Origin of the sequence: Maledivibacter sp., from assembly GCA_025210375.1 — a bacterium.
GTDB lineage: Bacteria > Bacillota > Clostridia > Peptostreptococcales > Caminicellaceae > JAOASB01.
In genome coordinates this window covers 83,826-97,322 of the sequence record JAOASB010000051.1, presented here as the reverse complement: position 1 = coordinate 97,322, position 13,497 = coordinate 83,826, and the positions used below count along the sequence as shown (strand labels likewise).

The window sequence follows — 13,497 nt, the reverse complement described above, 5'->3', positions numbered from 1 at the left end:
TTAAACCAATTATAGATGAAGTAGATAGAGTTGATGAAAAAATAAAACAAATGCTATCCTATTCCTTCATCACAAAGGAAGATATATATTCCCTATTAGATATAAATGAAGTATTAGAAAAATGTTTTAATGTTGTAAGTTTTCATGAAGAATCAAAGTATATTAATATAAAAAAGAAATTTACAAAGGATTTACCCCTTATCACAGGAAATAATGTTCAATTGCAGCAGGCATTCTTAAATATTCTATTTAATGCAGTTCAAGCAATTGGAACAGAAGGAACAATAACTATTGAAAGTTATAATTTAGAGAAAGAAAATAAAGTTGTAGTTAATATCTCAGATAATGGAAGAGGGATAAGTAGTTATAAAATTAATCGAATTTTTAACCCCTTCTATACAACTAAAAGTAGCGGTACAGGATTGGGATTATCCATTGTAAAGAGAGTAATTGAAAAAAATGGTGGAAAGATTGTAGTAAACTCTAAGCTAGATGAAGGCACAGAGTTTAAAGTTTACTTACCTTATTAGAAAGAGGGTATGTAACATGTATAGAAATAAGAAGAAAATATTAATCGCTGATGACGAAGCAGTTATTTTGAAGGTTATGCGTGAGGAATTAATCAATGAAGGATATGGAGTAGATACAGCTAACGATGGGGAGGAAGCATGTCGAAAATTCAAAGAAGGAGAATATGACTTAGCTATTCTTGACAATAAAATGCCTAAAAAGAATGGCATTGATGTATTAAAAGAGATAAAGAGTTCTAATCCAAAGATTATAGTAATCATGATGACAGCCTTTGGAACAATAAATAATGCAGTAGAAGCTATGAAATTTGGTGCTTATGACTATATAACTAAGCCCTTTGATAATGATGATTTGATATATAAAGTGAAACAAGCTTTCAAAGTTAAAGATAGTATGATTAATAGACCTGATAACATTAAAGAAGATACTCAATTAGTAGGATCCAGTAAAGAGATCAAAGAAATAAGAAAAAAGATAGAAAAAATCAAGAATTTGGATACAACAATATTGATAACTGGAGAAAGTGGTACAGGAAAAGGAGTTATTGCTAGAGATATTCATAATCTAAGTAATAGAAGTAAAGAGCCCTTTATCCATGTTAATTGTGCAGTATTACCAGTAACCCTTATTGAAAGTGAACTTTTTGGTCATGAAAAAGGGGCCTTTACAGGAGCTAGTGAAAGTAAACAAGGGAAATTTGAATTAGCTGGAAAAGGAACTATTTTTTTAGATGAGATTGGAACTTTGGATCATAGCCTACAAGCGAAGCTTCTAACAGCATTACAAGAAAAAAAGTTTGAGAAAATTGGATCATATAAAACAATTCAACTTAAAGCTAGAATTATTGCTGCTACAAATGCTAACCTTGAAGAGGCGGTTAGATTTAAAAGATTTAGAGAAGACCTTTATTATAGATTAAATGTTATTACTATAGAATGTCCCCCGTTAAGATACATAAAAAAAGATATAGAGGAGATGACGCTTCATTTTGTTGAAAAATTGAATAAAAGACTTGGCAAGAATATTGAAGATATTTCTCCGAGTGTATGGGAAATGTTCTTGAATTATAATTGGCCGGGGAATGTTAGAGAATTGCAAAATACCATAGAAAGTTCAATAGCTTTATCCAGTGGAAGAATATTGATGCAAGAGGATTTACCCCTTAGAATTAGGCGAAAAGTATCTAGTCAAATGAAATCTAATGAGCATGATGAACGCAGTATTTTGGAAATCGAAGAAATTAAAGCCATCCAAAAAGCCTTAGAAAGAAACAACGGACACAGAGAGAGAACTGCTAAGGAGCTTGGTATATCAAGGCGTACTCTTCAATATAAATTGAAAAAATTTGCATTGCTGTAATTAAAAAGGACTTATAGTGTAGTAATATAAAAGTAATAAAAGAGAAATCATCTAATTCCTCAAAGTTTTATAATACAATAACTATTTTAAAATTAAAGCACATTCGTTATGTAATGACGATTGTGTTTTTTTGTTTTGTAAATATATGGTACGAATTTTTGATTTTTAAAAGGATTAAATTATCCTATGAAGAATATAAACTATAATTGGAAAATGGGATTGAAGAAAGAGGGTGTGTTAGTGCTAAGTAGTGATTTTTTTTTAGAAAAAGATTATTTCTTGGATGCCAAGGAAGAAAACTACTTTAAATCAATTGATATATTTGAATTGGCACAAACAACACAGCTACCAGTTATCGAAAATCACAGAGTTATAGGTATAGTAGATATATTTTCCTTAACAAGAAACTTTCATGGGGGAAAAAAAGTGTCGCAAATAATGGAAAAAAAATTTGTTGTTGCCAGAAAAGAAGACAATATATATAGTTATAATAAATTACAGCAAAAAATTCTTCCCTTTGTTGATGAACAAGGATCGTATATAGGATTTGTTAAAATAGACATGATAGAAAAACAGCTGTTGAAGAAAAAATATTATAGAAAAATTCAGTACTATAAAGAATTGCAACAGGAATATAAAGCAATATTTGAGTCATCCTATGACGGTATAACCGTTACTGACGGGCAAGGAATAACTCTACGCATAAATCCAGCAGGAGAGAGAATTGAAGGAGTAACTAGTAAGGATGTTGAGGGAAAGCCATTGCAGGAATTGGTACAACAAGGAATTTACTCTGAATCTGCTACACTTAGGGCCTTGGAAAAAAAAGAAACCGTTACAATTTTACAGAAGGTACCAAGTGGAAAAGAAATCATAGTTACAGGAACTCCTATATTTAAGGATGATGAAATAATAAGAGTTATTACCAACTCTAGGGATATAACAGAATTAAATGATTTGAAAAGAGAATTAACTGAGGCACATCAGCTTGCAGAAAAATATCAATCAGAGCTTAAGCATTTGAGATTGAAACAAATAAAAATGAAGGATATTGTAATACATAGCCCTAAAATGAAAAAGATTGTAACCTTGGCAAATCATATTGCTTCTGTAGATTCCACAGTATTAATTGAGGGGGAATCGGGAGTTGGCAAAGGGGTTCTCAGTAAGTTTATCTATAATAATAGCAAGCGTAAAAATGGTCCCTTTATTAAGATAGATTGTGGTTCTATACCAGAAACCCTATTGGAATCGGAGCTTTTTGGATATGAAAAAGGTGCATTTACGGGAGCAAGAAAGGAAGGTAAAATAGGATTAATTGAGTTAGCTAATGGAGGAACTCTGTTTTTAGATGAAATCGGAGAAGTTCCTTTGAATTTGCAAGTCAAGCTATTAAGAGTTCTTCAAGACCGTGAGATTGTCAGGATTGGAGGAAAAAATTCAATTTCAGTAGATATTAGAATAATTGCAGCGACCAATAGAAATCTTGCAACAATGGTTAAAGAAAGAACCTTTAGAGAAGACCTATATTATCGTTTAAATGTTGTTCCGATTTTTATACCCCCTTTACGGGAGCGAAGGGAGGATATCCAATCCTTAGTTATGAAAAATTTAGACAAATTTAATAGAAAATATATATTCCAAAAATGGATTGAAGCCGATGCATTGGAATATTTAATTAATTATGATTGGCCGGGAAATATAAGACAATTAGAAAATATAATTGAACGCTTGGTTGTAGTCACAAATACGGATACTATTGGAGTACATAATCTTCCAAGTATAATTAAGGATTATAAGCATATTAAAAGGGAAGAAATATTTGAGCCCAGTGATTCCTTATTATTTAGGGAAACCATGAAAGAATGTGAGAGAAAACTTCTTACTGCAGTCATGGCAAGAGCTGATAGCGTACAGGAAATGGCTAATATATTAAGGCTAGATCGTAGTAATGTGAGAAAAAAATTGAAGAAACATGGGATGAAAAAAAATTTTGGTCTTTAAAATTACAAAATTTAAAATATATACTTTATAAAGTGTGAGGTGTAAACACGCCATTGGGAGTGATTACGCCTCATGCTTTTTCAATAAGACCGTAGGCTTATCCACAATGTTTTTTGAGATCACAAGGGGTAATTACGCCTAATATTATAAAAATAGTTTTATCCATGAAAAGAAAAAGCCTAATAAAACAATTGATTTTACTAGGCTTTAAATAAAGAAAAACTTGGCACGAAAATTGCTTTGTTATGAATATTATTAATTTTCCGATTTATTATTGAGTTCTATAGAGATTCCAATCAAAATTTTGATTTATGCATATCAAAAATATCCAGAAACCTAAGATATTTCTATCTGTATAAATTAAGACTTACTTGGAACTCTCTGTATATATCTAAATTAAAAGCATATAACTTAATAATAATTTAAAAGGAGGTATTATTATGACTATGGAGATCAACAAAGAAGCAAGAGAGTATGTTGCATCACTAATGGAAAGGGCTAGAAAGGCACAAGAAATAGCAGATGATTATACTCAAGAAAGAGTAGATGAATTAGTGACAGCTATTGCATGGGATATAGTAAAGGACGGACCCGCACAGGATATTGCAAAGCTTGCTGTGGAGGAATCAAAATTAGGAAACTACGAAGGTAAGTATGCAAAGCTTATGACAAAGATTAGGGGCGGACTTCGTGATATGAAAGGCAAGAAGTCCGTAGGTGTTATAGATATAGATGAGGAAAGGGCTTTGTTTAAGATTGCCAAACCCGTAGGCGTAATTGCTGCCCTTGTACCTTGCACAAATCCAGAGGCCACTCCTGTTTTAAAGGCAATATTTGCAATTAAAGGAAGAAATGCAATTATCCTGGCACCACATCCGCGTACAAAGAAAACAAATACATATATTGTAAATATTATTCGTGAGACCTTAAGGAAATATGGAGCGCCGGAAGATTTGGTTATATCCATAGAGGAACCTACTATGGAGACAAGTGGAGAATTGATGAAACAGGCTGACTTAGTATTGGCAACCGGTGGCGGTGGCATGGTAAAAGCAGCATATAGTTCTGGGACACCTGCCTATGGAGTAGGACAAGGAAATGCTGTTACAGTTGTAGATGAAACAGCGGATTTGAAAGATGCTGCAAATAAAATTATGCGTAGTAAAACCTTTGATTTTGCCACAAGCTGTTCAACAGAAAATTCATGTGTTATTCAAGAAAGTGTTTATGGTGAAATGGTACAAAATCTTCAGGATGAAGGTGGATATCTCGTAAGTCCAGAGGAAAAAGTAAAGCTTCAAAATGGTATGTGGATACATGGACATCTAAATGGAGCAATAATAGCTCAACCTGCTCATAAAATAGCAGCCATAGCTGGGATTGATCTACCTAAGGGAAAAACCTTTTTCATGGTAGAAGAAACAGGTGTAGGATCAGATTATCCATTCTCTGGGGAAAAGCTTTCAGTTGTAACAACATTATTTAAATACAATGATTTTCAAGAGGCAATAGATAGGGTAAATGAAATAACTTCATATCATGGAAGAGGCCATTCCTGTGGTATACATTCCTTTAATGAAGATCGTATATTGGAATTTGCAAATAAAACTAGAACAAGTCGTGTCATGGTTAGACAGCCTCAGTGTCTAGCAAATAGTGGGGCTTGGACAAATGGCATGCCAATGACCTTGACCTTGGGTTGCGGATCATGGGGTGGTAATATTTCTTCTGGAAATATTACTTGGGAGCATTTAATAAATACAACATGGGTATCTGCTCCAATTGAATCAACTCAACCCACTGATGAAGAATTGTTCGGGGATATAATGTTAAAGGATATTGGGGCTACTGCTGAATAAGGATAATAAGTATGGTGGAATAGTGATGTTTTATAATACTAATACCATTGCTGTAGGATGAATTATAGAAATTAGGAGGGGATAGTGATTACTGAGGCGGGTATTAATTATGGACAAAAAATTAAAGCGGATAGTTTGAAATACAATATGCATTCATGGAGCGTACAGGGGGAATTAGATCCAAAGGTGATAACTAGAGCTAAGGGTATATACTTCTGGGATACCGATAATAATAGATACTTTGATATGTCTTCACAGTTGGTAAATGTTAATATTGGTCATGGCAATGAAAAGGTAATAGATGCTATTAAAGGGCAAGCTGAAAAATTGCCCTTTATCGGCCCCGCCTTTGCAGTAGATGTCAAATCTGAAGCCGCTAGAAAGATTATTGAAGTTTCACCGGACAATATGGGTAAAGTATTTTTTACAAATGGTGGAGCGGAAGCAAATGAAAATGCCATAAAGGTTGTTCGTATGGTTACTGGGAAATATAAAATATTTTCAGCCTACAGATCATATCATGGTGCCACATATGGAGCTGCAAATTTAACGGGGGAGAATAGAAGATTTTCAAGTGAACCAGGTATCCCAGGATTTGTTAAATTTGTTGGACCATATACCTATAGAGCGCCTATTGAGTTTAAAGATGAAGAAGAGGCTACAAAATACTATCTTACCCTTTTAAAGGATCAAATAGAATTTGAGGGCCCCCATAGGATCGCCGCAATATTCCAAGAAACAGTGGTGGGAAGTAATGGAGTATTAATACCACCTAAGGGGTGGATGCAGGGAGTAAGAGACCTTTGTGATGAGTATGGTATTATGATGGTTTGTGATGAGGTTATGGCAGGCTGGGGAAGGACCGGAAAATGGTTTGCTATAGACAACTGGAATGTAAAACCGGATATTATTTCATTTGCTAAGGGAATAACATGTGGATATGTGCCCTTAGGTGGAATAATAGTTAGTAAAGAAATAGCAAAATATTTTGATAACAATAAGCTGTGGTGCGGATTAACATATAGTGGACATCCAATGGGGTGTGCTGCAGCCTGTGCAACAATTGATGTTTATAGGGAAGAAAAGCTAATAGAAAATTCACGGGAAATGGGGAGAGTATTAGCTGAGATTCTTGAGGACTTGAAAGAAAAATATCGATGCGTAGGAGATGTTAGATGTATAGGACTTTTTAGTGCCATAGAGCTTGTAAAGGATAAGGGAACAAAGGAACCTTTAGTACCCTATGGCAAGGATTCTAAAGGTACAATGAAGAGAATTCTTTCAATACTTAGAAGTGAAGGGTTTTGGAATTACAGCCATGATAATATATTGATTATTGCTCCACCACTTACAATAAAAGAGGCAGAGCTTAAAGAAGCTATGGATATCATGGACAATGTATTGGAGTATGTGGATAAAGAGATTTTATAATAGAATGAGGGACTGAATTGATAGTTGCTATCAATATTTAGATAAAAATAAACTGGCATTTGTTCTAGTTTATTTTTTTTTGGCATATACATAGAGTGAGTACTCGCTCTATATATATGCAATTTATAAATTAATTTAAAAAAGGAGGGAAAGTAATTGAAGGATGACTTGATAAAGGCTAATATAAATCTATTTGCAATATTGAGGAATCTTGAAGATCTATGTGAGCTAGACAGTGAAATAAAAGCATTAGCTAATAACAAAAATCTTTCGATTCAGTTCACAGTCAGAAATGGACCACAAGGATTGATTTCATTAAATAATGGAAAATGCAAATTACAAAGGGGAACAGGAAGAAGTAACATAAAGCTTTATTTTAAATCCCCTAAGCACTTCAATAAAATGATCGATGGAAGGGCAAACCCAATTATACTTAAAGGATTTACAAAGATAGGATTTTTAAAAAATGAGTTCATAAAGATGACTGATAGACTATCACATTATCTCAAGCCCACAGAGTCTCTTCTAAAAGACCCGTCGTATTTTAAAATAAATACTATTCTCACTGCTTACACCGCATTCTTTGCACTTGCTGAAATTGCAGAGCTAGATAAAATAGGTAAATTAAATGTAAAGAGAATTCCCGATGGAATAATTTCCATATCAGTTTTAAATAGTGATTTATCCATCTATCTTACTGTAGAAAAAGGTCATATAAAAGTAAGCAAAGAAAATTCTGGCTATCCAAGGGCGGCTATGATATTTGAGGATATAGAAACAGTAAATTTAGTATTAAATGATGAGATTGATACTTATACCTGCATCGCCAGTGAAAAATTACAGATGAAGGGCTTTATACCTATGTTGGACAATATGAACAAGCTATTGGGACAGGTGCCATACTATATAAAATAATAGAGAGGAGGATATAAGTGGAGGTTTATAAATATGATAAAAATCAAGAATTATTTAATAGAGCCATAAAGGTTATTCCCACAGGTGTCTATGGACATTTAGGACCAGTAAATAGCTGTTTTATTCCAGTAAGTGCCTATCCGTTTTTTGGAGCTAGAGCAAAGGGATCATATTTTTGGGATGTGGATGGTAATAGGTTCATTGATTATATGTGTGCCTATGGGCCAAATGTCTTGGGATATAACGATGAAGATGTTGATAAAGCTGTGGAAAAGCAAATGAAATTAGGGAACTGTACTACTTCACCATCACCTATAATGATAGAGCTTGCAGAGCTGATGGTTGATACCATAGATATGGCGGATTGGGCTTTTTTTGCTAAAAATGGAGGGGATGTAACTAGTTTTGCAACAATGGTTGCTAAAGCGGCTACAGGAAGAAAGAAGGTTATATTAGTCAAGGGTGGTTATCATGGGGTAGCTCCATGGACTCAAAAGCTTGGATATTCAGGGATTACTGAGGAAGATGTTGTAAATAACATCTATGTTGAGTGGAATAACTATGGGCAGGTGGAAAAAGTAATAAAGGAAAATCCAGGGGAAATAGCATGTTTTATGGCGACGCCATATCATCATCCGGTATTTCAAGATAGTGAATTGCCAGATCGGGATTATTGGCAAAAAATTAGGAAGCTATGTACAGATAATGGAATTGTACTTGCTATAGATGATGTTCGCTGTGGTTTTCGTTTGGATATGAAGGGGTCAGATCATTATTTTGGATTTAAAGCTGATTTGATGTGTTTTTGTAAAGCACTAGGGAATGGATGGAATTTTTCAGCTTTATGTGGAAGCGATGCATTAAAGGATGCCGCATCATCGGTTATGTATACCGGAAGCTATTGGATGTCTGCAATACCATTTGCAGCAGGTATCGCATGTATAAATAAACTTAAAAAGTTAAAGGCACCAAGGTTAATGCAGGAGATGGGAAAAAGGCTTACCGATGGGCTTATAGATATCGGTAAAGGTCACGGATTTAATCTTAAAGTTACTGGTATACCATCTATGTGGTATATGCGAATAACCAATGACGATTCCCTTATGCTGCATCAAGAGTGGATTGCTGAATGCGTACGTAGAGGAGCTTATTTTACAAATCATCATAATTTATTTATGAATTGTTCAATAACCGATGAAGATATTAAGCTTACCCATGAAATTGCAGACGAGGCCTTTAGATTTGTTAAAAAGCGTCATCCAGAATTATTATAAGGAAGGAGAATAATATGCCAATAAGTAATGATGAAATAAAAGCACTGGAAAATAAATCCCATGAACTAAGAAATCTATGTGTAGATACCGTTGTGTGGGCAGGAAGTGGGCATATAGGTGGAGCTTTAAGTGCAATGGATATCATGACTATTCTTTATTATAAGTACATGAATGTTGATCATAAGAATCCTCAGTGGGAGGACAGAGATAGATTTATATTGAGTAAAGGTCATGTAGGGGTAGGATTTGCTCCTGTGTTGGCGGATAAGGGTTATTTTTCTAAAGAGATTCTAAGGGAATATAATCATACTGGTTCAAAGCTTGGTGTACACCTTGACTCATTGAAGGTTCCAGGAGTTGATGCCTCAACGGGTTCCCTTGGTCATGGAATGCCCATAGCATTGGGGACAGCCCTTGCTGCAAGATTGAAGAAAAAATCCTATACCACATATTGTCTTTTAGGTGATGGGGAATGTAATGAGGGATCCATATGGGAGGCGGCCATGGCAGCATCCCACTATAAAGTTACAAATATGATAACCATAGTTGATAGAAATAGATGCATGATAGATGGGCCCACCGAGGATATCATGAAGCTAGAGCCCTTTGTGGATAAATGGCGAGCCTTTGGTTTTATTGTTAAAGAAGTAAATGGGCATAGCTTCAAAGAGCTTTCTGAAGCCATTGAGTATGCTTTAAAGGAAGATGAAGCCCCAGTAGTAATAATAGCAAATACAATAAAGGGCTGTGGAATAGATTTTATGGAGGATAATTATAAATGGCATTATGGTGGACTTGATTCCGTGAAAGTAAAGCAGAGTAGGGAAAGTCTACAAAGATATCATGAAAAAAGATTAAAAGGAGAGTAAATATGGGTGGATTGACATATACAATGCTTGATGCTACAAATCTGTCTATGACGGAGCTATACGGAAATGTGCTTTGTGATCTTGGAGAAAAACATCCTGAAATAGTTGGGCTTTCAGCGGATTTAGCAAAATCGACTAAGATAGGAATCTTTGCAGAAAAATTTCCAGAGCGCTTCTTTAATTTAGGAATTGCTGAACAGAATATGTTTGGCATAGCTGCAGGTATGGCTAAGGCTGGATTAGTCCCCTTTGTTTCAACCTTTGCAATATTTGCTTCCATGCGTGCCCTTGATCAAGTACACACCGATATATGTTATCAAAATTTAAATGTGAAAATTATTGCAACCCATGCAGGGCTTTCCTTTGGGCAAGGAGGATCAACCCATAATTGTACGGAGGATTTAGCAATTATGAGATCTATGGCCAATTGTAAGGTCATTGTACCTGCTGATGGAGTAGAAACTGCCAATGCCATATATGCAGCCTATGAAACACCAGGACCTATATATATTCGTATAAATCGTGGATTTGATAGAAAGGTCTACGAGGATATGGAATACGGATACAAAATAGGTGAAGCAGTACAACTAGTTGATGGAACAGATTTAACCATTATTGCATGTGGCTCATGTGTTTTTCAGGCTATGGAGGCAGCTAAGATTTTGGAGGCTGTTGATGGGATAAAGGTAAGGGTATTAAATATCCATACCGTTAAACCAATTGATCGAGGGGCAGTATTAAAGGCAGTACATGAAACGAGAAGAATTATCACCGTGGAGGATCACAATGTGATAGGAGGTTTAGGAAGTGCCGTTGCAGATGTAATCGCAGAGGGAGGAAAGTCCTGTGCATTTGTTAAGCTAGGAATCCCAGACATATTTTCAATGATTGGACTTCATGAGGATCTCATGGCACATTACAAGATAGATACAAATGGAATTATAGAAAATGTACGTCGGCTCATGGGTAAGGATTTTGAGGAAGATGATGACTGGGAAGATGAGGTGTAGTCATGATTACCAGGGAAGATATTTATGCAAATAAAATATTTTTAAATGCAGTTTTACCACTATTGAAGGTGATTATTGATAGTAGAGAAAAACTTGCCAAAGGCTTTAATGGGAAAACAGGTAAAATACAAATAAGTGCATTGGATAGTAATGGTAAGGTTGGTACACATTTTATTATTAAGGATGGTATATGGACTGTTGTTAAGGGGACTACTGATACATGGGATATTGAATTGGAATTCAAGAGTATTCCCCATCTAAATTCTTTCTTTGCTGGAAAAACTAAAAAGCTTCCTCGCATTAAAGGGTGGCGTAACTTGAGGTTCCTATTAGGTACATTAAAGGCACTAAATAGTATGGCAAAGTTACTTAGTATGGATAAGCCACCGGAAAAAGAAGAAGATAAAGAACTTTTAGTCAAATTATATTTCTATTTATTATCTACGGGAATTAGTCAGCTAAATAAAGCAGGACATCCCGATGTTGTAAACTGGGTGAAGAGAAGTCCGGATAGAGTATATGCTTGGGCTGTTGAGGATAAGCCTGAGCTTTGTGCATATATAAGAATAAAAGCTGGTAAATCTAAGGCGGCTAGGGGTGAATACAAGAGGTCAAAGCCATTTTTTACTATGAGATTTGATTCTGTAGATAGTGCCCTTGGTATACTGCTCCAAAGCGATGATATGATTGAAGCAACAATGAAGGGTAAGCTTATTATGGAAGGTGCGCCGGAGTATGGGGCCCAACTAGGTGAATATATGTTATTAGTAGGTTCCTATGCAAAATAAAGACTTTTTATCAGCCTCTGACAAATTTTCTATGAATAATCTGGGTTAAAGGTTCATGGAAGAGATTCAGAGGCTAATTTGATAGTTACGGGAGGTGAAAAGCTTGAAGATACGATCACTGAGCCATGTGGGAATAACGGTATCAGATTTTGAAAAATCAGTGAAATGGTATCATGATATGTTTGGCTTTAGATTAATCAGTGAGGATTATTTTAATAATGATGAATTAGAAAAACTATATTCTTTATATAAATTGAAAGATGTACATGTACACCTAGGGTTTTTAAGAGTGCCTAAGGGAGGTGTGGTTGAAATATTTGAATTTTCATCTTCGTTACCGGGTCAGCAGGTTATTTGGAATACACCGGGGGTCACCCATTTTACCTTAGATGTGAAAAATGTACATAAATGGTATAACAGACTTAGAGAAAAGGGGGTGTATTTCTTTTCAGAGCCCCAACACTCTGATGAAGCAGATTGGGTGTTTTTAAAGGATAGAGATGGTAATTTAATTGAACTCATTGACCTTAAGGTTAATTATCCTGTTATACGATATTTAGGTGGGATAGCTGGGGAAATCATGGCCAAAAATAAATTCAAAAGATACTATTCAGAGGGATAATGGGAGATATGGATATGAAAAAGTGGAGGTTAAGATGATAGATGGTATTAAGGAATATGAGAAAATAAGGAATAAAGTAAAATTTTATAAAAGTACATTTGAAAAGATACCTGCAAAGCGGAGACGAAAAATTTTAGATGTAGCTACTTCTGAATTTGCCGCCAAAGGATATAATGGGACTAATATAAATGTTATAGCTAAGAAATCAGGGATTAGTATAGGGTCAATGTACAGTTACTTTAACTCTAAAGAGGATCTTTTTCTAACGGTTGTAGATATAGGATTTCATCTATTAGAAAAAGCTTTAAATGAAGTAAATATTAGGGATGATAATATATTTAAAGTGTTTGAAAAGCTACTCCGGTCATCTAGAAGATATGCCATAGACTTCCCCCAGCTTAATCAAATATATTTAGATTCTACAACCCAAGGACTTGCAAAGCTGTCTAGTAAACTGTCAAGACAGTTTGAATCTATTACCGTTGATTTATATTGTGATGTTATAAGAACCGCCAAGGAGAAGGGTATAATCAATGCTAATATTGATGAGCGACTTACGGCATTTTATATTGATAACCTGATCATAATGTTCCAATTTTCCTATACATCCGACTACTATAAAGAAAGAATGAAGATATTTTTAGGATCAGAAACAATCCGGGATGAGGAAAAGATTGTAATGGAATTAGTGGGATTTGTAAGAAAAGCATTATCAAGCTAGGAACTTTGAATTTGATATGATTTTACACTAACCTCTTGCACATATAATGAGATGTAAGGGGTTTTATTTATTATAAAATCCGTATATTATGTGCAAAAATTCAGCTTGTTGTAC

12 protein-coding genes are annotated in these 13,497 nt (G+C 34.7%); all 12 read left to right on the top strand.

What is annotated here, in order from left to right:
* The coding region (locus N4A68_17645) for an ATP-binding protein (protein MCT4566119.1) at positions 1-530 on the top strand (530 nt) is incomplete at its 5' end.
* A 16-nt stretch (positions 531-546) separates the two neighbouring features.
* A complete protein-coding gene (locus N4A68_17640; GenBank protein MCT4566118.1) occupies positions 547-1,890 on the top strand; it encodes a sigma-54 dependent transcriptional regulator in 1,344 nt (447 codons plus the stop codon).
* A 186-nt stretch (positions 1,891-2,076) separates the two neighbouring features.
* Positions 2,077-3,894 (top strand): sigma 54-interacting transcriptional regulator, encoded by a 1,818-nt coding sequence (locus N4A68_17635; GenBank protein MCT4566117.1) that lies wholly within the window; start codon positions 2,077-2,079, stop codon positions 3,892-3,894.
* 440 nt (positions 3,895-4,334) lie between these two features.
* Complete coding sequence (locus N4A68_17630; protein MCT4566116.1) at positions 4,335-5,753, top strand: aldehyde dehydrogenase family protein; 1,419 nt, start codon at positions 4,335-4,337, stop codon at positions 5,751-5,753.
* Positions 5,754-5,837: 84 nt separating this feature from the next.
* The gene (locus N4A68_17625; protein MCT4566115.1) at positions 5,838-7,184 is read left to right on the top strand and encodes an aminotransferase class III-fold pyridoxal phosphate-dependent enzyme; all 1,347 of its coding nucleotides are present in this window, start codon (positions 5,838-5,840) and stop codon (positions 7,182-7,184) included.
* A gap of 156 nt (positions 7,185-7,340) precedes the next feature.
* Positions 7,341-8,099: a hypothetical protein gene (locus N4A68_17620; GenBank protein ID MCT4566114.1), complete on the top strand. Its 759-nt coding sequence runs from the start codon at positions 7,341-7,343 to the stop codon at positions 8,097-8,099.
* Positions 8,100-8,116: 17 nt separating this feature from the next.
* Positions 8,117-9,373 (top strand): aminotransferase class III-fold pyridoxal phosphate-dependent enzyme, encoded by a 1,257-nt coding sequence (locus N4A68_17615; GenBank protein MCT4566113.1) that lies wholly within the window; start codon positions 8,117-8,119, stop codon positions 9,371-9,373.
* Between the two features lie 14 nt (positions 9,374-9,387).
* Positions 9,388-10,242: a transketolase gene (locus N4A68_17610; protein ID MCT4566112.1), complete on the top strand. Its 855-nt coding sequence runs from the start codon at positions 9,388-9,390 to the stop codon at positions 10,240-10,242.
* Between the two features lie 2 nt (positions 10,243-10,244).
* Positions 10,245-11,252 (top strand): transketolase family protein, encoded by a 1,008-nt coding sequence (locus tag N4A68_17605; GenBank protein MCT4566111.1) that lies wholly within the window; start codon positions 10,245-10,247, stop codon positions 11,250-11,252.
* A 2-nt stretch (positions 11,253-11,254) separates the two neighbouring features.
* On the top strand, positions 11,255-12,040 hold the full coding sequence (locus tag N4A68_17600; GenBank protein MCT4566110.1) for a hypothetical protein: 786 nt from the start codon (positions 11,255-11,257) through the stop codon (positions 12,038-12,040).
* A gap of 103 nt (positions 12,041-12,143) precedes the next feature.
* Positions 12,144-12,662: a VOC family protein gene (locus N4A68_17595; GenBank protein ID MCT4566109.1), complete on the top strand. Its 519-nt coding sequence runs from the start codon at positions 12,144-12,146 to the stop codon at positions 12,660-12,662.
* A gap of 34 nt (positions 12,663-12,696) precedes the next feature.
* Positions 12,697-13,383, top strand: coding sequence for a TetR/AcrR family transcriptional regulator (locus N4A68_17590; protein MCT4566108.1), 687 nt, complete (start codon positions 12,697-12,699; stop codon positions 13,381-13,383).
* The last annotated feature ends 114 nt before the right edge of the window (positions 13,384-13,497 follow it).

What these genes read in the sequence shown, in the direction of transcription:
- N4A68_17635 (MCT4566117.1), top strand. Translation starts at nt 2,077, where the DNA reads ATGAAGAATATAAACTATAATTGGAAAATGGGATTGAAGAAAGAGGGT.
- N4A68_17610 (MCT4566112.1), top strand. Translation starts at nt 9,388, where the DNA reads ATGCCAATAAGTAATGATGAAATAAAAGCACTGGAAAATAAATCCCAT.
- N4A68_17600 (MCT4566110.1), top strand. Translation starts at nt 11,255, where the DNA reads ATGATTACCAGGGAAGATATTTATGCAAATAAAATATTTTTAAATGCA.
- N4A68_17640 (MCT4566118.1), top strand. Translation starts at nt 547, where the DNA reads ATGTATAGAAATAAGAAGAAAATATTAATCGCTGATGACGAAGCAGTT.
- N4A68_17590 (MCT4566108.1), top strand. Translation starts at nt 12,697, where the DNA reads ATGATAGATGGTATTAAGGAATATGAGAAAATAAGGAATAAAGTAAAA.
- N4A68_17605 (MCT4566111.1), top strand. Translation starts at nt 10,245, where the DNA reads ATGGGTGGATTGACATATACAATGCTTGATGCTACAAATCTGTCTATG.
- N4A68_17630 (MCT4566116.1), top strand. Translation starts at nt 4,335, where the DNA reads ATGACTATGGAGATCAACAAAGAAGCAAGAGAGTATGTTGCATCACTA.